This is a genomic window from Bacillus sp. FSL K6-3458 (assembly GCF_038005045.1).
GTDB classification, from domain to species: Bacteria; Bacillota; Bacilli; order Bacillales; family Bacillaceae; genus Bacillus; species Bacillus altitudinis.
In genome coordinates this window covers 3,564,496-3,587,131 of record NZ_JBBOSI010000001.1, presented here as the reverse complement: position 1 = coordinate 3,587,131, position 22,636 = coordinate 3,564,496, and the positions used below count along the sequence as shown (strand labels likewise).

General features: G+C 41.2%; 19 protein-coding genes and 1 riboswitch. Of the genes, 14 read left to right on the top strand and 5 right to left on the bottom strand.

What is annotated here, in order from left to right:
• Positions 1–130 precede the first annotated feature (130 nt).
• The 10 genes from MHH23_RS19030 (at position 131) to MHH23_RS18985 (ending at position 13,957) form a co-directional block, all read left to right on the top strand.
• Positions 131–1,213, top strand: coding sequence for a glycosyl hydrolase family 8 (locus MHH23_RS19030; RefSeq protein WP_251211000.1), 1,083 nt, complete (start codon positions 131–133; stop codon positions 1,211–1,213).
• Positions 1,194–2,045 carry a GGDEF domain-containing protein gene (locus MHH23_RS19025; RefSeq protein ID WP_138278128.1) on the top strand — a complete coding sequence of 284 codons (852 nt, stop codon included), beginning with the start codon at positions 1,194–1,196 and terminating at the stop codon, positions 2,043–2,045. The genes MHH23_RS19030 and MHH23_RS19025 overlap by 20 nt, the downstream gene beginning before the upstream one ends.
• Positions 2,035–3,750: a DUF2334 domain-containing protein gene (locus MHH23_RS19020; RefSeq protein ID WP_340960059.1), complete on the top strand. Its 1,716-nt coding sequence runs from the start codon at positions 2,035–2,037 to the stop codon at positions 3,748–3,750. Before MHH23_RS19025 ends, MHH23_RS19020 begins: the two co-directional genes overlap by 11 nt.
• Positions 3,751–3,787: 37 nt before the next feature.
• The gene (locus MHH23_RS19015) at positions 3,788–5,011 is read left to right on the top strand and encodes a glycosyltransferase family 2 protein (RefSeq protein ID WP_283938929.1); all 1,224 of its coding nucleotides are present in this window, start codon (positions 3,788–3,790) and stop codon (positions 5,009–5,011) included.
• 4 nt (positions 5,012–5,015) lie between these two features.
• Positions 5,016–7,097 (top strand): cellulose biosynthesis cyclic di-GMP-binding regulatory protein BcsB, encoded by a 2,082-nt coding sequence (locus tag MHH23_RS19010; RefSeq protein ID WP_340960058.1) that lies wholly within the window; start codon positions 5,016–5,018, stop codon positions 7,095–7,097.
• A gap of 66 nt (positions 7,098–7,163) precedes the next feature.
• Positions 7,164–7,311: riboswitch (cyclic di-AMP (ydaO/yuaA leader) on the top strand.
• Positions 7,312–7,423: 112 nt separating this feature from the next.
• Positions 7,424–9,250, top strand: coding sequence for an APC family permease (locus MHH23_RS19005; RefSeq protein WP_007498061.1), 1,827 nt, complete (start codon positions 7,424–7,426; stop codon positions 9,248–9,250).
• A gap of 70 nt (positions 9,251–9,320) precedes the next feature.
• The gene (locus MHH23_RS19000; protein WP_340960057.1) at positions 9,321–11,042 is read left to right on the top strand and encodes a pyruvate oxidase; all 1,722 of its coding nucleotides are present in this window, start codon (positions 9,321–9,323) and stop codon (positions 11,040–11,042) included.
• Between the two features lie 194 nt (positions 11,043–11,236).
• Positions 11,237–12,829: a ribonuclease YeeF family protein gene (locus MHH23_RS18995; protein ID WP_272953194.1), complete on the top strand. Its 1,593-nt coding sequence runs from the start codon at positions 11,237–11,239 to the stop codon at positions 12,827–12,829.
• Positions 12,830–12,833: 4 nt separating this feature from the next.
• Positions 12,834–13,316: a DUF2247 family protein gene (locus MHH23_RS18990; protein WP_024720474.1), complete on the top strand. Its 483-nt coding sequence runs from the start codon at positions 12,834–12,836 to the stop codon at positions 13,314–13,316.
• A 416-nt stretch (positions 13,317–13,732) separates the two neighbouring features.
• The gene (locus tag MHH23_RS18985) at positions 13,733–13,957 is read left to right on the top strand and encodes a hypothetical protein (protein WP_024720475.1); all 225 of its coding nucleotides are present in this window, start codon (positions 13,733–13,735) and stop codon (positions 13,955–13,957) included.
• 40 nt (positions 13,958–13,997) lie between these two features.
• Here the strand turns inward: MHH23_RS18985 and MHH23_RS18980 are convergent, their stop codons facing one another.
• The 4 genes from MHH23_RS18980 to MHH23_RS18965 form a co-directional block, all read right to left on the bottom strand.
• Complete coding sequence (locus tag MHH23_RS18980) at positions 13,998–14,261, bottom strand: hypothetical protein (protein WP_008346966.1); 264 nt, start codon at positions 14,259–14,261, stop codon at positions 13,998–14,000.
• A 99-nt stretch (positions 14,262–14,360) separates the two neighbouring features.
• Positions 14,361–14,930: a GNAT family N-acetyltransferase gene (locus tag MHH23_RS18975; protein WP_340960055.1), complete on the bottom strand. Its 570-nt coding sequence runs from the start codon at positions 14,928–14,930 to the stop codon at positions 14,361–14,363.
• 67 nt (positions 14,931–14,997) lie between these two features.
• Complete coding sequence (locus MHH23_RS18970; protein ID WP_008346963.1) at positions 14,998–16,275, bottom strand: Nramp family divalent metal transporter; 1,278 nt, start codon at positions 16,273–16,275, stop codon at positions 14,998–15,000.
• 229 nt (positions 16,276–16,504) lie between these two features.
• Positions 16,505–16,765, bottom strand: a complete 261-nt coding sequence (locus MHH23_RS18965; RefSeq protein WP_003214275.1) for a GlsB/YeaQ/YmgE family stress response membrane protein — start codon at positions 16,763–16,765, stop codon at positions 16,505–16,507.
• 156 nt (positions 16,766–16,921) lie between these two features.
• On the opposite strand from MHH23_RS18965, the gene MHH23_RS18960 reads away from it, so the two are divergent.
• Complete coding sequence (locus tag MHH23_RS18960; RefSeq protein ID WP_024720476.1) at positions 16,922–17,752, top strand: EcsC family protein; 831 nt, start codon at positions 16,922–16,924, stop codon at positions 17,750–17,752.
• Between the two features lie 26 nt (positions 17,753–17,778).
• Here MHH23_RS18960 and MHH23_RS18955 read toward each other — a convergent pair whose 3' ends face one another.
• Positions 17,779–18,876, bottom strand: a complete 1,098-nt coding sequence (locus MHH23_RS18955) for a TRAP transporter substrate-binding protein (protein ID WP_159145424.1) — start codon at positions 18,874–18,876, stop codon at positions 17,779–17,781.
• A 67-nt stretch (positions 18,877–18,943) separates the two neighbouring features.
• On the opposite strand from MHH23_RS18955, the gene MHH23_RS18950 reads away from it, so the two are divergent.
• The 3 genes from MHH23_RS18950 (at position 18,944) to dctP (ending at position 22,636) form a co-directional block, all read left to right on the top strand.
• Positions 18,944–20,563: an ATP-binding protein gene (locus MHH23_RS18950; RefSeq protein WP_041507162.1), complete on the top strand. Its 1,620-nt coding sequence runs from the start codon at positions 18,944–18,946 to the stop codon at positions 20,561–20,563.
• The gene (locus tag MHH23_RS18945; protein ID WP_039166112.1) at positions 20,560–21,243 is read left to right on the top strand and encodes a response regulator; all 684 of its coding nucleotides are present in this window, start codon (positions 20,560–20,562) and stop codon (positions 21,241–21,243) included. Before MHH23_RS18950 ends, MHH23_RS18945 begins: the two co-directional genes overlap by 4 nt.
• A gap of 124 nt (positions 21,244–21,367) precedes the next feature.
• Complete coding sequence (gene dctP / locus MHH23_RS18940; protein WP_007496516.1) at positions 21,368–22,636, top strand: C4-dicarboxylate transporter DctP; 1,269 nt, start codon at positions 21,368–21,370, stop codon at positions 22,634–22,636.

The following is a 22,636-nucleotide window of genomic DNA, read 5'->3' as shown; positions in this document are numbered from 1 at the left end:
TCTGTAAATGGGAATATGTAAGCGAAAAGACTCGTAATTTGGTATAAAATATTTATTTTCATTTAAACAGAAACGCTCTATAATAAATCGTTAGATGCTTAGAGAGAACAAGGATTGAAAGGGGACACGAATGGACACGCCCATATATCGTACGTCTATCGCTATACTCATTGTCATTCTACTAGGCGGATGTACCTGGAAACAGCAGCAACATTCAGCTCAACCAGAACCTGCAAAGCCAGTATTGTCAGGAGAGTACTTTATGACTCACCACTTAATGACAGATCAAGGCATGATCCGGACCTCGCTTGCGGAGCAGCCTACCTACTTATCAGAATCGCTCGGACTTTGGATGGATTATCTTGTTAGAAAAAAAGATCAAACATCTTTTGATCAACAGGTAGACGTCCTGCGCACTCAATTTTTACTGGAACATAATCTTCTTAGCTGGCAAATCGAATCTCATCAAAAAAGCAAAGTCAATGCTTTAGTTGATGACTTACGTGTAGTAACAGCACTTCAAAAAGCAGATCAATTGTGGCAGAAGTCAGTATATCAAACCACAGCCAAAAAAATCGCAAAAGCGTTAAAAGACAAAAACATGTTCAAGGGTATGTTGACCGACTATTATGATGCATCGACAAAGCAAACTTCACATACAATCACACTTTCATATCTTGACCCAAAAGCAATCAAAGAACTAGTATCCCTCCACCTATTCACAGAACAAATGATGAACAACCAATTGGCCATTCTAAAAAATGCACCGAGACAAAAAGGATTTTTTCCAAAATCCTATGACATAGCGAAGAAAGTCTACTCATTTGATCAGGAAATCAACTTGATCGACCAGCTTTATACGGCTCTTTATGCCGAACGTGCACAGGTTGATACAACAGTCATCATGAAATGGCTGAAAACCAACTTCCAAAAGGAAGGAAAACTGTATGGACGATATAAACTGAGCACATTACAGCCAGCAGTGACGTATGAATCGCCTTCAGTCTATGCACTGGTGATCTTATATGCACTCAAACAGGGAGAAGATGATTTTGCAAAAGACGTCTATCACCGAATGAAAGAGCTGCAAATCCAAGATCCTCTCAAGCCTTATTACGGAGGCTACATGAACGAAAAAGATACACACTCATTTGATAATTTATTGCCTCTAATTGCAGAAAGGGAGCTTCTAAATGAAAAGGTTATTCAGTAACACCTATCGCACGTATTATACGGTGCTCCTCACGTTTGCGGGACTCATTTTATTTATGGGCTACTTGAATGGACGTGATGCGGAGAGTGTCATGATCATCACACTCACATTTGTCGTGATAGGATGCGGCATTTTATTTGGTATTTTGCCAGCATTGGTTTTTACTTTGTTGATTTTGTTCTTTATAGGAAGCGGGATGTTCTTTACAGAGCTTGGTCACACAAATTCACTCTTTTCTCATCAAACGTTGCAAGATGTCGTGATATGGGGCGTGGCGCTTCTCTTTTTTGCTATTTCTGCTGGAAACGTGCATGAGCAAATAAAAACGATGCGTCACACCATTGACCAACAAAAGAGGGCCATCAAACAATTTGTAGCGATTGACTCAACCACAGGCTTTGACAATGCAGAGCGGATGAGGCTCGAATTGTCTGAGGAAATGAAACGAGCAGAACGATACAAACAGCCATTCGTCTTTATCCTTCTTCATATGCACTACTCAGCGGAATTCAAAACATTATATGGAGAAAAAGAAATGCAGCATCTTTTCCAGCAACTCAGTATGAAGATTCGCGAAAGTGTGAGAGAAACCGATAAGAAATTTCGATTATCCGAAGAACGAATCGGGCTGCTGCTCACTCACACACCTGCAGAAAACGTCTCGATCGTTCTTGAAAAGCTAAAGGATAAACTGCAAACGCATGTCCTGCTAAATGGTCGTGAAGTGACTTTAACTTTTCATGTCTGTCATTTAACAAGCAGCTCGGATTATCGGACACCAGAGCAATTTTTAGAAGAACTAGAAAACGAGATGATGATGAATGAACTTTAATGTTTTGACGAAATGTTGTTTGTTAATCGTTCTTTTCTCTATGCTTTCGATCAAAGACAGTACATCAGCCGGTGCACTTGAGAAAGAGTCCAGGACCCTCATCGTCTATTCCACACAATCAGGTGAGACAACGCCAACTGTTCATATGCTTGATGTACTTGTGGGTCATTTTTCCACACGAACGACCATTTTATCTGATGAACAAATCACTGAAAAGAACCTCAATGACTTTCAGCAAGTTATCTATATAGGTGAAGAAAAGAGAACGTTGAAAGCACAAACCATTCGTCTCATAAACGAATCAAAACGCTTAATCGCAATAGGATACAATGCGGAACAGCTTCGTCCATTCTCCACGCTTACTTTTCACAAACAAGATCACATCAGTCAAATCAAAAATACTGATGATCAAGAATACCGTCAGCTAGAGAGAGGAATCACAGCTCAGACGGTTCAAGGGACAGATCTGCAACGTAAATTCTTATTGAAGAAAAATAAAGCTGAACAGCCATTTGTGATTCAAACAAAAGAAGGTGCGGCATATGTCGGAATGCTAAATATCCTTCAGCACGACAAGCTACTTGCAGAGGTGCTGGAAAGTCTCCTGCCGGCTTCTAATCAAACGACGACAAAGTACTTACAGATTGGGAAGATTAACCCCGTCACGGATGAGAAGCAGTTACTTGAACTTGGACGATACGTAACAGCTCGCCATATCCCTTTTCTGCTGGCGGTGACCCCTATATGGATTGATCCAGCAACAGGGGATGAAGTGACGCTCAGTGACCGGCCTAAACTTGTCCGCGTGTTAACACAATTGCAAAGCAATGGAGCTAGTGTCGTTCTTCACGGGTTTAGCCGTACGTATCGAACGGAGGAGTCGGGTAAAGGCTTTGAATTCTGGGATGTAAAGTACGATCAGCCCGTTACGTCAAATGAACCAGAGAAAGCTAATCAGCAGCTGAACAAAAGCTTTTTTCCGAATGAAAAAGATTTTAATGCGTATATCACATCCAATCAACATCAAGAAGCCATCTATACAGAAGAAAAGCTGACAAAAGGCATTGAACTGCTGGCGCAGCAGGGGTTATATCCGCTTGCATTTGAAGTGCCAAATGACGCCATTTCCCTGCAAGGCTATGAAGTGATTTCCCGCCATATGTCCAGTCTATTTGGGCAGGTGCAGCTCTCAGACCGTACATGGAAAACAAGAAGTGCATCACCGTTTTTGTCGACACCCGCCATGCTTCATGGCATGACTTTATATCCTGAACAGTCTATAGATACAGCGTCTGACCAAGAAGGTGCAAACATACTGACTGAGCAAACAATTCAATCCTTGCAGCATATCCAATCCGCCGCCATTGGGCTGTCCTATGATGTGGAAGCGGGGAAAGATGGGCTGCAAGATGTAATCACACAAATGGATGCGATCCCTTCTAGTGAATGGCTAGATTTAAAGAAAACAAAACAGACTGTTCAAACTCAGAATGTCCAGATCAAAACAACAGGAAATGGACAGATTCAAATAGAGCAATCCAATATAGCTGAACCAAAAACAAACAAACGAAGCGGGATGGAAAATATGCTTCGAATACTCACAATGGTGGTGCTGCTCTTTATTGTGGCATTTGCTTTTTACACATTGTATTTAAGGCTGACGATGAAAAAACGGATCTTTAAGGAGAGAAAATCAGGTGGCTGATATCTTATTTTACCTATCATTAATACTGATTTGGATCATGCTCCTATATCATATGTTTCTGATGCAGGGAGGCTTTCAGCACTATTTAACTTACGAAAAAGTGCTGCCTAAATGGACGAAACAAGGGAAAGATCTGCCGACCGTCAGCATTCTCATTCCAGCACATAATGAAGAAGTGGTCATTCGGCAGACGCTAAAAGCCATGGTCCAGTTATCCTATCCCAAACACCTTCTTGAAGTCATTGTGATTAATGACAATTCCTCTGATCGTACAGGGGAGATTGTGCAATCATTTAGTGAGCAATACGATCATGTTCATATGATTGAAACAAAGCCGCCATTTGCAGGGAAGGGGAAATCTACTGCACTGAATGAAGGCTTGAAGGCTTCGACAGGAGACGTTATTTGTGTATACGATGCAGATAATATGCCTGAAAAGAAAGCCGTCTACCATTTGGTTCTTGGATTATTGAATGATCCTAAAGCAGGTGCTGTTGTCGGGAAATTCAGGGTCATCAATGCAGCCAAAAACCTCCTGACAAAATTCATTAACATAGAAACGATCTGCTTCCAGTGGATGGCGCAAGGCGGGAGATGGAAATGGTTTGGCATTGCGACAATACCAGGCACCAACTTTGCGATCCGTCGGCACATTTTAGAAGAGCTTGGCGGCTGGGATGTCCATGCACTAGCTGAAGACACTGAACTAACGATTCGTGTGTATAATCTGGGCTATGTGATTCGGTTCTTTCCTGCTGCGATTACATGGGAACAAGAGCCTGAAACATGGAAAGTCTGGTGGCGGCAACGAACACGCTGGGCTAGAGGCAACCAATATGTTGTGCTCAAATTTTTAAGGCAGTTTATGAAATTAAAACGAAAACGAATGATTTTCGATTTATTTTATTTTTTCTTTACGTATTTCCTATTTTTCTTTGGTGTACTGCTCTCCAACGGCATTTTTATCGTAAACTTATTCGTTGATCTTCACTTATCTGTGGGAGCTGTGGCACTCATCCTATGGGGATTAGCCTTCTTCCTCTTTTTAACAGAAGTGATGATTACGTTAAGCATAGAGAAAACAGAGCTGACCAAACAAAATATTCTCATTGTCGTTCTCATGTACTTTACCTATTCCCAAGTATGGATTGCGCTTGTTGTGTACTCCTTATGTGTAGAGGCGAAAAGCCGATTATTGAAACAAGAAGTGAAATGGTACAAAACCGAGCGTTACAATCAACAACAAAAGAAAAGCGGGTGACATATTGAAATCGTTAAAATGGTTGATTTATATATTAGGATTATCCTTAGCGATCCAGCCTTTTTTCATGGCAGGTCAAGCAATGGCGCAATCCAACCGAGTTCAAGTCAAAGATGATTGGGTTCAATCTTCAAAAGAAAGCAAAACAAAAACGCAGCATCTATCAGAAGACGTAGTGACCTTATATGGGCAAGAAGACCGCACTGAATTTACCTATCAAGTGGATCAGGAAAAAACAGAGTCAAGCACATTGACGTTCAATATAGAGGCTTCACCATTATTGATTTCACCTTCCTCATTCACTGTTATGATTGATGGAGAGATCGAAAAGACCATCCCTGTATCAGGGAAAAACCAGAAAAAGTCGATTCAAATCAAGTTGAACAAAGCACAATTGAAAAAAGGTACTCACCGCATTCAGGTCACATTTTATGGTGTTTTAAAAGAAGGCGTGTGTATCAACCAAGAGACACCTGCTAATTGGCTAAAAGTGTATCCTGAAAGTGAACTTACATTCAAAGGAATCCAGACAAAAGATTTCACATTAGATAGCTTTCCATCACCTTTTATTCAAACAGGTGATCAGAAAGAACAGACAGACATTGTCATTCCTAATTCACCGGATGCAACTGAATTAGAAGCAGCCATCAAAGTATACCGTACGTTGAAAAACAAAGATCGCCAAAAAGAGATCAAACTGATCCAAGAAAAGGACATCAAGCAAGTGGCGCACCCAACGATTGCTGTGGGAGCTAAAGGAAGCTGGGATGGACGGATGAAAACGATTGAACAAGCTGCAGGAATTAAAACGAAAAGCAGTCATCTTACGTTAGCGATGAGAACTTTGACAGCAAAGAAAACAAGACAGCCCATTTTATTTGTGACAGCGGAAAAGCCTGTGACAATCGCTGATAAAATCAATGTTCTGACTCAGTCAGAATTAACGGATCAACTGACTGGAACAGACCTAGTGCTTCAAAAGGCTGCAGCTCAAACGTCTAAACCATCTCACAAGATTCGTTTGAAAGATTTTGGCGGAGATGATGTCACGGTTGGGACCAACAAGACAGCATCCGACCACTACTATTATCCGAAAGCGCTACTGGCTAACCAAAAATCAGGTGCAAAGCTCAATCTTTCATTCAAAAAATCTGATACAGCGGCAAGCAAAACAGAACGGTTAACTGTTATGATCAATGACGAACCGCACGACGTACCATTAACAAAACTAGGCAGCAAAGATGCGAATGGATTCTATCATGTCTCGATTCCAGTAGATTCAAACATACTTCAAAAAAATGAATATATTGATTTGCAATTTGTCACAAGTGGTTTTAAAAACATGGAATCTTGCAGACATACGGATGAAGAAGGCTGGATATTCATTGACAAAAATAGCTCTTTACAAATACCAGAAGGAACAACGAGTGAAAAGCCAGATTTAGCCGCATGGCCGCTCCCGTTCACTTCGAAAAATACATTGATCATCATACCAGATCAAATCAAACGTGAAACAATCAATCAAATGGCCATGTTGACGGAATCCTTTAGTCAGCCAGAAGTAGCTCAATATCATTTAATAAAAGCTTCTCAAGTGACAAATGAACAATTGAAAAATCACCCTCTCATTTTCATCGGAGGCATTCAAACATTCTCTCTTCTGAAAGAAAAAGCAGCCGATCTCGTTGTTCCGGTGAAAAAGGATCAGTATGATGTATCTTCTTTCGGCATGATCAACGAAACAACGGCTCGAATTGTATGGACGCAGCCATCTGTTTGGAATAAAGAACAGACAATGACAGTCTTTTCAGGAATGACTGCAGCTGAAGCTAACGTGTCAAATGAAGTAATGCAATTTCTTCAAACAAATACAGAAAAAGCAACAGTTGCAATAGAGAGTAAAAACAAAGGTGTGTTTACTAATCATCAATCCGTCAGTAGCACATCGAGCAGTCTGAAAACAAGTGAAAAACAAAGCAGTAGCGAGTCTTGGATTTACTTTGTGTGTATCGCTGCACTCATCCTTTTTGTGCTTTTAATGATTGTCTATTTCGTACGAAAAAATCGTAAAAAGACTGAGTTCTAAACGATCAAAAGACCTTGAAAAAATCTCTTTACTTTGGTGTCAAACGGGAGTATGATCTCTTTTATAAAAGACCAATCGCTGAATCATTTCGATGAGCGGGGGAACCAATTGTGGTGGTATAAAACACCACGTGGGGTGAATCCTTTTAAGGTAGGGCAAAATCTCATGCGCCCGAATCCGTCAGCTAACCTCGTAAGCGTTAAAGAGAGCAAAGACCAACCTGTGATCTAAACAATAGGCACAGGGGCATTCTATTGCCTCTGTGTCTTTTTGGCGATCCAAATTTTGTAACTCAAATCGTTTGACACTAAAGGAGCGGGCATCACATGTACAGTTTGATGAAGCGTATTTTAATTGGTAAACCATTAAAATCACAGGCAGCAGGAGAACAAAAACTATCAAAGATCAAAGCTTTGGCATTATTGTCATCAGACGCATTGTCTTCAGTCGCATACGGTACAGAACAAATCTTAATTGTTCTATCAGTTGTCAGTGCGGCAGCGTTTTGGTACTCACTCCCGATTGCAGGTTGTGTATTAATCCTTTTAATGGCGTTAATTCTATCTTACCGCCAGATTATTTATGCTTATCCAGAAGGCGGCGGGGCGTATGTCGTCTCCAGCAGAAACTTAGGTGAAAAACCAGGGCTGGTTGCTGGTGGATCATTACTCGTCGATTACATTTTAACCGTAGCAGTGAGTATTTCTGCTGGGACCGATGCGATTACATCGGCTTTTCCAGCTCTATATCCATATCATGTCATGATCTCAATCGTATTAGTCCTAGTGATTATGGTGTTAAACCTTCGTGGACTGACAGAGTCGGCATCTATTTTGGCTTATCCTGTGTACTTATTTGTCTTTTCATTGCTCATTTTAATTGGAGTGGGCGGGTTTAAACTATTAACTGGGCAAGTGCCGCCAGCACCTGAACATACAGCATTTGGCACACATGTATCAGGCATCACGTTATTTCTTTTATTAAAGGCATTTTCGTCTGGCTGTTCTGCTTTAACTGGTGTTGAAGCGATTTCTAATACAATTCCATCCTTTAAAAAACCAGCTGCACAAAATGCAGCGAGAACTTTATTGATGATGGGGGGATTACTGGCCGTTCTATTTGTAGGAGTGACATTGCTTGCGTTTGGTTTTGGCATCTCGCCAAAGCCAGAAGAAACGGTTGTGTCACAGATTGCATCAGACACATTTGGACGGACATTTTTCTACTATGTCATTCAAGCTGTCACAGCTTTAATTTTAATATTAGCGGCAAACACAGGTTTTTCAGCTTTTCCATTATTGGCTGTCAACTTAGCAAAGGATAAATATATGCCACGCATGTTTACAGTGAGAGGAGATCGGCTCGGTTATTCCAATGGTATTATCTTTTTAGGTGTAGCTTCTATGCTGCTTATTTGGTTATTTGATGGGAAAACGGAACACCTCATTCCACTTTATGCTGTCGGTGTGTTTATTCCATTTACCTTGTCTCAGACAGGTATGTGTGTAAAGTGGATTCGTGAAAAACCACAGGGATGGAAAGTGAAAATGCCTATCAATATCGTGGGAGCACTTATTTCATTTACGGTTTTCATGATTCTCATTTTGACCAAGTTCCATCTTGTATGGCCAGTATTTGTTTTCATGCCAATTGTTCTATTTATTTTTCATTCTATTAAGAAACATTATCTGTCTGTTGGAGAACAATTACGTTTATTGAATGAAACCGAGCCTGTCGAAATCAAAGGAAATGTGGTCATCGTCCCAATAGCAGGTGTCACACGTGTCGTCGAACAATCTGTGCAATATGCAAAATCCTTATCAGACCAGGTCATAGCGGTTCATGTATCGTTTGATAAAGAGAAAGACAAGAAAATTGAAGCTGATTGGGAAAAGCTGAATAGTGATGTGCGTCTTGTGATTTTACATTCGTCTTATCGAAGTCTCATTCACCCGCTTGATAAGTTTCTTGAAACGATTGAAGCGAAAGCAAATGCGCATCAATATAGAGTGATGGTACTCGTCCCTCAATTTATTCCGAAAAAAAGATGGCACACCATTTTGCATAATCAATCTGCTTTCTTATTAAGGTTCCGTTTATTATGGAAACGGGATATTGTTGTCGCCACTCTTCCATATCACTTTAAAAAGTAACAAGAGCAAGTTGAAACGTTTGATCAAAAGGGTGCGGTGGTATGGAGTAAGAAAAAAGGAGTTTTCTCACATGCCGCAAAGAACCGCAGGAAAAGAAGTAACAGCGCTACTGGAAGAGTGGGGCGTGAAACATATTTATGGAATGCCCGGCGACAGTATTAACGAATTAATCGAAGAACTAAGGCATGAATCAAGCAAAATTCAATTTATACAAACAAGACATGAAGAAGTGGCAGCACTTTCAGCAGCAGCTGATGCGAAACTAACAGGCAAACTTGGTGTTTGTTTATCAATTGCTGGGCCAGGTGCTGTCCACTTATTAAATGGACTATACGATGCAAAAGCGGACGGTGCACCTGTATTAGCGATAGCAGGGCAGGTTGCCTCAACTGAAGTAGGCAGAGATGCATTTCAAGAAATCAAATTAGAGCGGATGTTTGACGATGTTGCTGTCTTTAATCAGCAAGTACAAACAGCAGAAGCTCTGCCTGACTTATTGAATCAAGCCATCAAAGCTGCCTATACCCATAAAGGGGTGGCGGTTCTCGCTGTCTCAGATGATTTATTTTCTCAGAAAATTAAGCGGAGTCCCGTTTATACATCACCTCTTTATGTAGAGGGAGATGTGCGGCCGAAGAAAGATCAACTGCTAAAGGCTGCTCAACTCATTAACAATGCGAAGAAGCCAGTCATCTTAGCAGGAAAAGGATTAAGAAATGCTAAAGAAGAACTTCTTTCGTTTGCAGAAAAGGCAGCTGCACCGATCGTCATTACACTTCCTGCAAAAGGTGTTGTTCCAGACAGGCATCCATACTTTTTAGGGAACCTAGGTCAGATCGGGACGAAGCCTGCATATGAAGCGATGGAAGAGTGCGATTTATTAATCATGCTTGGAACCTCCTTCCCATATAGGGATTACTTACCGGAAGACACACCTGCCATTCAATTGGATATTAAACCGGATCAGATCGGTAAAAGATATCCAGTAGAAGTGGGGATTGTAAGTGACAGTAAGACTGGTCTTCATGAACTAACCTCTTATATTGAATATAAAGAGCAGCGCGGTTTCCTTGAAGCTTGCACAGAGCATATGATGAAGTGGCGAGAAGAAATGGATAAGGAAAAATCTATTGCCACATCACCGCTTAAACCGCAGCAAGTCATCGCTAGATTAGAAGAAGCGGTAGATGATGATGCCATTCTTTCAGTTGATGTCGGTAATGTGACGGTATGGATGGCACGTCATTTCGAAATGAAGCAGCAGGATTTCATTATTTCCAGCTGGCTTGCCACAATGGGCTGTGGGTTACCTGGCGCAATATCAGCTAAATTAAACGAACCAAACCGCCAAGCCATTGCTGTCTGTGGTGACGGAGGCTTCACAATGGTGATGCAAGATTTTGTGACGGCGGTAAAATATAAACTGCCAATTGTCGTTGTGATCTTAAACAACAACAACCTTGGTATGATTGAATATGAACAACAGGTAAAAGGCAACATCAACTATGGTATAGAGCTGGAAGATATTGATTTTGCAAAATTTGCAGAAGCGTGCGGTGGTAAAGGAATCTCGGTGTCATCACATGAAGAACTAGCACCAGCCTTTGATCAAGCACTTCAAGCTGAGAAACCTGTGATCATTGATGTTGCGGTGACCAATGAACCACCGTTACCTGGTAAAATCACGTACACACAAGCAGCAGGCTTTAGTAAATATTTATTGAAAAAATTCTTTGAAAAAGGTGAGCTGGATATCCCTCCACTCAAGAAAAGCCTTAAACGCTTTTTCTAAACAGCAGGTAGTCGGTCTTCTAATTAGAAGACTGACTTTTTTTGTTGAATAGGTAAAATCATTTCAATTGTCACTTGTTTTCTTCTGTATAAAAATATACAGACTGGATTTTTTGCAACTTAAAGCCTATTTTTCCAATTCGGTGAGAAAGGTAAAATAGACTTTATGATCAATAATGGAGGGAGTGGCTTAATCTGGGCAAGATACTTGATGCAAAAGCACTAACCAGTGCCATGGATACAAGGGCAAAACACTATCAGGAACTCCGCGAACAAATGATAGATTTAAAAAAGGCATTACAAGGTGTTGCCAATCTCGGTGACGACTTCACTGGAAAAGGTGCCGATAACATTAAAAGCTTCTACAAAGAACTCGCCGGAAATGTGGACATGTTTATTAGCTTCATTGATAAACAAAAAGCCTTTCATGAAGGTGTTTCTGGAACACTTGATGATACAAACTTTGGCGGCGACACCTTTGTAGAAGAACACTTTTTAGACAACGCTGTACATATGGGAATCAAGAATGCCAAAAGCATCGTGAAGGATCAAAAAAAGGCACTCAAAACGATTTTTCAAGATATTGATGACCTCATTTCTCTGGAAGTATTTGATAGTAAAACCTTTGACGAAAAGATTGCAGATGCGGAAGATGAACGGAAGAAAACGGTTAAAGATTTAATAGAACTTGATCAAAATCTAAAAGATGAATATGCTTTGTCAGAGACTGAGGAGAAGGCTACAATGGCATTGTACGCAGAAATGATCAATGCCACAAATGACGGAAAATCCATTTCGCCTATGAATTTTGACAAGAAAGCGTATCAAAATAGCGAAATCTACAAGGCAAAAAGCGATATTGAGAAGCAAACTTCTGAATATCTAAAAATCAAAAAAGATCAAGAAGAAGCCCGCAAGATTGCAAAGGAACAAGAAGCGCTAGCCAACCGTCCGTGGTATGAAAAAGCTCTTGATTACGGAGGAAATATCGTCAATGAACTGACAGGCGTGAACGATGCAAAACGTGCCGCAACAGGTGTCGATCCGATCACAGGTGAAGAACTCACCGCAGGCCAGCGAGTCGCCGCAGGCGGCATGGCAGCCGCAGGATATATCCCGATCGTCGGATGGGCAGGACGTATTTTCAAAGGCGGAAAAGCCGTCTATAAAACGACTCAAGCCACGTCTGCCGCAGTCAGAGCAGTCGACATTTACAAGACATCACAGAAGTCTTTCGATGCGTTGAAAACATCACAAAAAGGCTTATATGGACTCACCGCGACCAACGGCTTCAGCGAAGCGATTACGGGTCGAGATATGTTTGGAAATAAAGTCTCGAAAGAACAACAAGAAGCTAGTATGAATGCGGCGCTGGGGATGCTTTTGCCATTTGGGGCGAAAGGGTTTCGTGGGAAGATGGGGATTAAGAGTACGAGTGAACTTAAGCATCCGGTTTTAGATAATCCAAGAGTAGGTAGTGCATTAAAAGATGATTTTTATCATAGATTTAATGATATTATTGACAACTATGCAGTTCATTCAAAAAGATTTGATTTGCCGAATAGAAGAGGACATATGGATTCGTTGTATCAAATTGAGGGATCAATGGTTAAGTATGAGACAAAGTTTGTAAAAATTAAGAATAATGCACCTGAAATGATACAGTCGAAAGAGATAAGAAATGGCGTGTTTGAATGGGTTGTAGATCCAACAACTAACAAAGTAACCCATAGAACTTTTATACCTGACGGCAAAGTTACAGGAAAAATAAATCAATGGGGGAAATAAAAAATTGTATAAAATTGAAATAATCAAGAAAAGTGGATTTGAATGTAATTGGGCTACGTTGTTTGTTGGTAGACAGTATAATTTAATTCCTGCCTTAGAAGTAACAAACTATGCAGTGGAATATCTAGAAAATAACCCTCATGATGATAACGAGCTCATTCTTGAATTAGCGTGGGAACAAGAAGAAGTAAAGGTAGATGATATACTTGAAAGCATAATCTCTGATAATTCTTCGGAAGACATGACGAGAGAATATCATAAGTGGCTATATAGTATTATGAAAGAAGCGTATACTCACTCAACTGATGATACCATCTTTGAAGAAATTGAACATATTTTCTCAGTCTTTCACACGCCCGAAAATATGTATGATTTTTTTAGAGAAGTATCAGACGCATTTTATTATCCCCATGATTCACAAAAAACAATGAAAGAACTTGTAGAAGAGTTTTTAGAAAATGAAAAACAATTGATTTTAAATAAGTAGAGAACTTAAAGAAAACGATGGATAAATAAGCCATCGTTTTTTCGTACATAAGATTGTTTGTCTAATGACCTTTCTCTTGAGCATAGGGATTTTCATGGAATTGCAGAAGTCCTTTGGTGATTGAATTCTACGTGGAATGTTATATATAGGATCATTTTATAAAATTTTGAAAGAAACGGTGAAAACATAGATTGACAATAAAATAAGTATCATATCCGAGAAATTTGAAAATAAAAATATGGGTGAACTCGTAGAAGGAATTACGATTATCATAGATGGAAAATTTCACCTTGATATTTCTGATAAAATCAAGGTTTTTTAAACTGTAAATTCACTTTCATACCAAATCACCCCACACATAATTGGGAATCATATGTTAAACTAACCCAATCACCACAAAAAAAGGGGAATAAACCATGCTATGGATTTTCACGCAAAACGAACAAAGTTTCGTTAATGTTCACGAAGTCACAGTAACCGGTAAAAAGATTGAAGGGTTTATCGCAGGCAGTGATTCTTGGGTCAAGACGCTCGGCAAGTATGACTCAAGCGATCGAGCGTCAGAGATCCTTCAAGACATTGTGAAAGTAATTGAAAAAAACCCAAATGGTACGATGACCTATCGAATGCCTCAGCAGTAAAAAAAGAAACCACCTTTCCATCGTGAAAAGGTGGTTTTGTTTATGAAGGTGTTTTGGTAAAGGCTAAAAATAACGGGATGCCTGTGCCGACAAGTGTAGTGGCGAATAGGAACATACCGCAAATGAATAGAAAATGACTGGCTGAAAAGACGAGTGCCAGAATGAGAAACACGATGCTGAGTCCTGCCATGCTATATGATGGGACAAAGCGGCGTTTGTATGTGGCTTTCTTTGTTAGGAATGAGAAGAAAATGCCAAATAATAAAGGGACAATCCATAAGTAAAATAAAATAATAAGAGACATACATCATACCTCGATTTTTTCCTTCTATTTTATCAGATGCCAATCACAACGGATACTACAAAGCTTCACTTTGTAAAATAGTTCATGCAATCGACACAATTAAGTGGGCTGATTGATCGAATTCGTTTTTTGTTTCATATATTCAGGCTGTAAAAGTGCGTACACACAGTGATCGGCAAAGTGGTCGCCTAGCCATTCACATTGTCTTAATATGCCTTCAAGTGAAAAAGATAAACGCTCTGCGATGCGTCTGCTTTTTTGATTATCAACAGCGGCCCTTATTTCAATGCGATGCAGACCGCACTCTTCAAATAAATAGTGAATGACCGCTTTGCATGCTTTTGTCATGATGCCTTTTTCTTGATAGCCTTCCCCGAGCCAATAGCCAATGGAAACCGTCCGATTAATCCAATGAATTTGGTGGGTGCCAATGATACCAACGAGTTCTCCATGTGACCAGATTCCAGCCTGAAAACCATTGTTTTGCAAAGCTTGTTGCATGGCACCTTGAATAAACGCCATGCTGTCTTCTTCTGTCTGCGTCGAATCGACCCATAGCATCCATTCACGTAAGTGCTCTCTTGAGCGTTGGATGAGCAGATACAGACTTCTCGCGTCTCTTGGTTCAAGCAGCCGCATGGATAGATCTTGATCCTGATAAAAAAACATGTGATCACATCCTCTCAAGGGGAATTCTACCACAACCCGATATAAAAGACAGCCTGATCACTGTCTTTTACATAAACGTATCCACAATTAAAAACAGATTAAGTGCGACAACAAGAGCTGCTATCACCCAAGATATTCCGGTCACCCAGCGAGCATTCGTCAAATCGCCCATAATTCGTTTTTTACTTGTAAACAAAATGAGCGGAATTAAAGCAAACGCAATTCCAAAGGATAAGACCACTTGACTCATCACAAGCGCAGATGTCGGATTGACTCCAGATGCAATGATCGCAATAGGTGGAATGATGGTAATCAGCCGGCGGACATACAGCGGGATTCGGTACTGAATAAAACCCTGCATAATAATATCGCCTGACAGTGTACCGACAGAAGAACTGGAAAGTCCGGCTACAAGCAGACCTACACCAAATAAGATCGCTGATACAGGACCTGCGAGAGTTCCAAAATGCTGAAATGCTACATCTAAATCCTCAACAAAAAGACCATTTTTAAAAAATAAAGCAGCTGCTACAATCAACATGCTGGCATTGATGGCGCCAGCAACTACCATCGCAATGAGGATGTCTAAAAACTCAAAACGAAAAATCAGCTTTTTCTCTTTTTCCGTTCTGCCGACGACTCTTCTTTGCGTTAAGGCTGAATGGAGATAGATCGCATGCGGCATCACCGTAGCGCCTAAAATACCAGCGGCAAGCAGTACGCTGTCTGTCCCTTCAAACCTTGGAATGAACAGTCCACCGGCGACACTTGCAAGATCAGGTTTGGCGACAAAGGTTTGTACAGCGAAAGCAATCACGACAACAAACAGCATGCCGGTAATTCCTGCTTCTAACGCTCGATAACCTCGTCTTTGGAGCTCTAAAATGGCAAAAGAACCGATCGCTGCAATAATCGATGCTTCAAGCAGCGGGATACGAAAGAGTAAGTATAAACCAAGGGCAGCCCCGATAAATTCGGCTAAATCTGTGGCGATAATGACGAGTTCGCCCTGAATCCATAAACCGATCGAGACTGGTTTTGGAAACTCTTCTCGAGCAATTTCAGGTAAATTTTTCCCTGTTGCGATTCCAAGCTTTGCAGACAAAGACTGGATGAGTAAGGCCATGAGATTGGATATGAGAATGACCCATAACAGAAGGTAGCCATATTTCGAGCCAGCTGCAATGTTGGTCGCAAAGTTTCCTGGATCAATATAGGCAATGGCGGCGATAAAAGCAGGCCCGAGAAAAGGAAGGAGCCTTCTAAATCCTTTCACCTTTCCTTCAAGTGCACGCTCCGCTGCCACTGACATGTGGGCTTGTGCCTCGATGTATTTGTTTGTCATATGTCATCACCTAGATTCTACAAAGTTTTGCTTTGGCACAAAAAGTTTCCTCGATGCAATTTTTAATCATCATATGCCCATCTTCATGAAAAGTCAACTATCTGAACTAATAGGTTTGTTTATCATATGTAAGTGAAAAAAATAGATACCTTGTCAATCAACACATAAAAAACACCGCCTCTTATCTTAGGCGGTGCATCCTCTGCTTCCTCTTCTTTTGTATCGTTTTTTAAGAAACCCTTGATCCAACGCTGCGGAAGATCAAGCTTAAAATAATGACGAAAATGGCTGCTCCTAAGATCGCTGGAATGATCGCAAATCCTGCCAGACTAGGACCCCACGTTCCAAGTAATCCATGACCAATCCAAGCACCTGCAAGCCCAGCAATCATTGAACCGATCCAGCCTCCTGGTACACTACCTCCAGCGAGTGCACTCCCAATGAGACCAATGACAATCGCCACAACTAATGAAATCAGAAATCCTAACATGTTGATCACTCCTCTTTTGTTTGTTTACTAAGCAATAACCGTTTTAAAAGAGATTAAAACCTTTCGGAACCGCTTCAATGTTCGATACGTATGATGGACAAGGATTGTGTATAATAACAGACATATACTTGAACGGCATCTAAGGAGGCAAATGGCATGGAGGAAAGAGAGTGGCTAAAAGCACAATTAAAAGAGATTGAAAAATGGGAGAAAGACCAGCAAAAGGTATGGTTTTGGGAGAAACTCAGCCGGCTTCCATTTCAAATGCTGGACAAGCTGACCCCTGCCTTTATTCAAAAGAAAATCGGTGTGTTATTAGATGAGATGGGGCACTACATTCAATCAGGCGGTGTCTATTTGACGTCAGAGAAAGGCATTATTCATCAATTTCAAAAGAAATGTGCTGATGAATCGATTCAGCGTATTGAAGATATTGAGGCGGCTCCGATCGAGGTCATGGATGCCATTAGTGATCAGATGGGGAAAAACCGAACAAACCTCGCCACTGTACAAGGTGCGACAACAGGTGTCGGAGGTATGTTTACATTAGCGGCAGATATCCCGGCTGTCCTCGGTCTCTCTTTAAAAACATTACAGGATATTGCCGTCACCTATGGCTATGATCCGAAAAATAAAGAAGAACGAGTCTTTATCATTAAATGTTTACAGTTGAATTCTGCTGACGTTGTTGGGAAAAAATCAATATTAAAAGAGCTGAAGAGCTATCATGCATCAGAAGGGAAGCACGAAAACATGATCTCTCAAATTCAAGGATGGCGTGAGGTCGTATATAACTACCGTGATTCGTTTGGCTGGAAGAAGCTGTTTCAACTTGTCCCAATTGCGGGGATTTTGTTTGGTGCAGCGTCCAACCGCTCACAGTTAAAAGGAATTGCCGAAACAGGCATTATGCAATATCGAAAGCGCAGAATATTAACAAGATTAGAGGAGCTCGCTCAGCAAGAACAGCGTGACTCCGGCGCATAAAAAAATCCCTTTCTCGAAGGGATTTTTTATTTGGTCTCAGCATCTTCTTCAAACGCTTGAATCGGAGAATATTCATAGCGTGCCCGGAGCTCGCGGATTTGTTTGATCAAGGTGGAACCGATGATCCTTTCTGCTTCATCATACAAAGGATCGAGCGCCTTCATCCATTTTTGCCGCTCTGCTGATGTTAATTCGTGTATGGCAATTGGAGATTCGCGTTTAATATCTTCCAGCTGATCCTTGTTCATTTGTTCGGCATGTTTTTCGTTCCATGCCGTTGTTTCTTCCATCGCTTCGAGTAAAATTCGCTTCGTCTCAGGTGTTTGACGATCAAAAAAGGATTGATCTGTTAAGACGACATACCCTAAATACCCGTGATTACTGATCGTCATATAGTCTTGTATATGATAGAATTTTTTTGAATAAATATTTGAAATTGTATTTTCTTCACCGTCTACTTTTTTTGTTTCTAGCAGCTGAAAAGTTGAATTAAACGATTCCTGATAGGGTTTTGCGCCAAGAAGCTTGAATTGCTTTTCAATCATGTCACTTTGCATAATACGGAGAGATTGTTTTTTAAAATCACTAGGCTGCTTGATTGGGCCTTTATTCGAAGTGATTTGCTTAAAGCCATTTGTCCAGTAGGCCATTCCCTTTAGTCCGTCTTTTTGCAGTGTGCCGAACAGTCTCTGTCCAATCGCACCATGTAACCCTTCTTGGACAGCATCGTAGTTAGAAAAGGCAAAGGGCAGATCAAGTGCCAGCCATTCAGGGGACAGCATGCCGAGCTTTGACGTAGACGGAGCAATAAATTGAACTTGATTCTCTTTTAGTGCATTAATTTCTTCGATATCAGAATAAAGACTCCCGTTTGAAAAGATTTGAATGCTGATCCTGCCGTCGGATTTTTCGTGAACAAGTTCAGCAAATTTCTTTGCAGCCAGCCCTTTTGGGGTATTATCTGCGACAACATGGCTGAATTTGAACACAAGCTGATCCTTCAGCCCAGTCTGTTCATCGTCGAAGATCGTCGCTGATTTAGGCATCATATGATAAAAACCAAAGTATAAAGCGGTTACAAAACCGATGATGAGCAATAGCGTATAGGCGAGTAAATTCTTCATGCGTCAGATCCCCCTTATGTCAAGGATACTTGACAGAGGAAGAATTCGTAAAGATACAGGTGAAAAAATGATGAGAAATCGACTGAAATTACAACAATTATCTATTAGATGGAAGCTCACCATCCTCACATATTTCGTTGTCATTTTTGCCCTTTTAATTGGAGGAATTGTTCTAGTCGGGGGAATTCAGCAAACAGAGGAACGAGAACTTCGAAAAAGGCTCATGAACACGGCAAGAACAGTAGCTGAGATGAATGAGGTAAAGCAGGCATTGGATGATCAGACAAAGGAGCGTGCGCAGTTACAGCATGCCATTGAAGAGATTCGGATTATCCAAGATGCTGACTACATTGTTGTCATGGATATGGATCACGTGCGATTGACACATCCAGTAAAAACAAGGATAGGCCAGCGCTCTGAGGGGACAGATGAAGAACCTGCTTTTGCAGAGCATATCTATTTCTCAGAAGCACAGGGAGAGCTTGGCACAGCCATTAGAGCCTTTTATCCAGTAAAAGATGAAAAATTTAACCAAACAGGGGTTGTACTAGTCGGAAGAACATTGCCGAGTATGGCAGATATATTAGGAGAAATGAAGCAGGATATCCTCATGATCCTTTTGCTGACGCTCAGCTTCGGGCTTGTCGGTTCATTTTTGCTCGCCCGTCATATTAAACAGCAAATGTTTAAGCTAGAGCCGCATGAGATTGTCAGAATGCTAGAGGAACGCACTGCTACCTTTCATTCCATTAATGAAGGGGTCATTGCCATTGATAACCAGCACATGATCACCATTTTTAATGAAAAAGCAAAGCAAATTTTCAGCGTGACAGGTGATGTAGTGGGCCGAAATATTTGGGATGTGCTATCAGATACAAGGCTTCCAGAAATCATTGACCGCGCAGAACCCGTCTACAATGAAGAAATTCATATGAGCGGAAAGCGGATCATGAGCAGCCGAATTCCGATTGTGATGAAAAAGAAAATCATCGGAGCGGTTGCGATTTTTCAGGACCGGACAGAGGCGGCCAAATTGGCGGAGGAATTAACCGGGGTGAAGAACTTCGTTGATGGTCTGCGGGTGCAAAATCATGAACATATGAATAAGCTCCATACAATTGCGGGATTAATTCAGCTGGGGAAAGCCGATCAAGCACTCGATTTAGCGTTCCAAACGACCGAAGAGCAGGAGCATGTGACGGACTTTCTCCACCGTGTGATACAGCATGACGCAGTGGCAGGTTTATTGATGAGCAAGATAAGAAGGGGCAAGGAGCTTGGAATCAAGGTTGAAGTAGATGAAAATAGCAGTCTGCGCGATTTCCCAGAGCGGCTGGATCAGCATGATATGACGAAGCTACTTGGCAACCTGATCGAGAACGCCTTTGCCGCGTATGATACTGTAGAAAGAGACACAAAACTCATTTCTATTAGTATTGATCAAACAGAGGATGTCCTCGCGATCTTAATTGAAGATTATGGATCTGGAATAGAAGAGGACATGATTCCTCATATTTTCGACAAAGGCTTTACTCACGGTAAAGAAGGCGGAACAGGCTACGGACTGTATATTGTAAAAACGATTATCGACAAAGGGATGGGAAATGTAGAAGTCACATCAAGCATCGGCATTGGTACCACCTTCTCAATCGAATTCCCAATGACAATAGAGGAGAGAGACAGATGACCCAGATTAAGGTGCTATTAATTGAAGATGACCCGATGGTGCAAGAAGTTAATAAAGAGTTCATTAAGAGTGTCCCTGGCTTTCAAGTTGCGGCTGTAGCAGGAAATGGCGAGCAGGGCATCCAGCTGATCAAAGACATTCGTCCAGATCTTGTGGTGCTCGATGTGTATATGCCTAAAAAAGATGGCGTCAAAACACTGCAAGACATCAGAAAGCAAAAGATGCAGGTGGATGTGATTGTTATTTCGGCAGCAAAGGACAAAGAGACGATCGGCACCATGCTTCAAAATGGTGCCCGAGATTATATCATTAAGCCATTTAAGTTTGAACGGATGAAAGAATCTCTTGAAAGCTATAAAGCGTTCAAATCAAAAATTCGTACCGCAGCAGAATTTTCTCAAGAGATGCTCGATGATATCATACGAAAGCCTGCAGTTAAGCAGGAAGAGACATGGCTTCCTAAGGGGCTGAATGTGCATACGATGAATGAAATTAAAGCCTATATGCGTCTGCAAGAAGGAGCGCAGTCTGCAGAGGAAGTCGCCAATGCACTTGGGATTGCACGTGTCACGGCACGCCGTTATTTAGACTTCCTTGTAAAAGAAGGCGAGCTAAAATTAGATATGCAATATGGCGGGGTCGGACGCCCTGTGAATAAATATATCGTACATTCTGACTAAGAGACCAAAAAGACCAAAATGTACGATATGTCCATAAGCTTCACAGCCTTTGATGAAATCGCTATCATTTACCTACAGATAACAGTTAAGCGTTTACATCAAAGGGTGAGGGAGTTGATTTTTTATGAAGAGGCTATTGAAGAACCTGACATTTCAGGTCATTGCAGCTGTCATTATCGGGATCATTGTTGGGATGGTTTGGCCAAACGTCGGGAAAGAAATGAAGCCGCTTGGTGACACATTTATTAATGCAGTGAAAATGGTCATTGCACCCATTATTTTCTTAACCATCGTACTTGGGATTGCCAAGATGGGGGATATGAAAAAGGTTGGAAAAGTTGGGGGAAAAGCTTTTATCTATTTTGAAGTTGTGACGACGCTTGCGCTTGTCATCGGACTGTTCGTGGTCAATATCATGAAGCCGGGAGCAGGTCTTGACTATAGTAAGCTTGAAAAAGGGGATGTCTCGCAATATACCCAAAATGGGGGACAGGGTATCGACTGGATGGAGTTTGTCACACACATTGTGCCATCTAACATGGTAGATGCCTTTGCAAAGGGAGATATTTTACAGGTCTTATTCTTCTCTATTTTATTCGGTGTTGCGCTCGCTGCACTTGGCGAGAAGGGGAAAGGCATCATCGAATGGCTTGATAAGCTCTCACTGGTCTTCTTTAAAATCATTGGTTACATCATGCGTGCCGCGCCATTAGGGGCATTTGGAGCAATGGCTTATACAATCGGACACTTCGGTTTAGCTTCAATTAAACCACTGGCTAGTCTGATGCTTTCCGTTTATATGACGATGTTCCTGTTTATTTTCGTCGTGCTGAACATCATTTGTAAAATGTATGGCTTCAGCCTGTTCGGTTACCTCCGTTTTATCAAAGATGAAATTTTAATTGTTCTTGGCACAAGTTCTTCAGAATCGGTCCTGCCAAGAATGATGGATAAAATGGAACGCTACGGGTGCTCTAAGTCGGTTGTTGGACTTGTCATTCCGACAGGCTATTCCTTTAACTTAGATGGAACCTCAATCTACTTGTCCATGGCCGTGGTCTTCTTAGCGCAAGTGTTTGGGGTGGATCTATCCATCGGACAGCAGATCACGATTATCCTTGTTCTGATGCTCACATCAAAGGGAGCAGCTGGAGTCACAGGAAGCGGATTTATCGTGCTAGCTTCTACACTTGCTGCACTTCAGGTTATCCCGCTAGAAGGTCTTGCACTGCTATTAGGGGTCGACCGTTTCATGAGTGAAGGAAGAGCGATTACGAACCTGATTGGAAATGGAATTGCTACAATTGTTGTAGCGAAAAGTGAAGGGGAATTTGACGAAGCGAAGAGTAAAACAGCGCTACAGGAAATGCGAAATATCAAGCAGGCTGTTTAG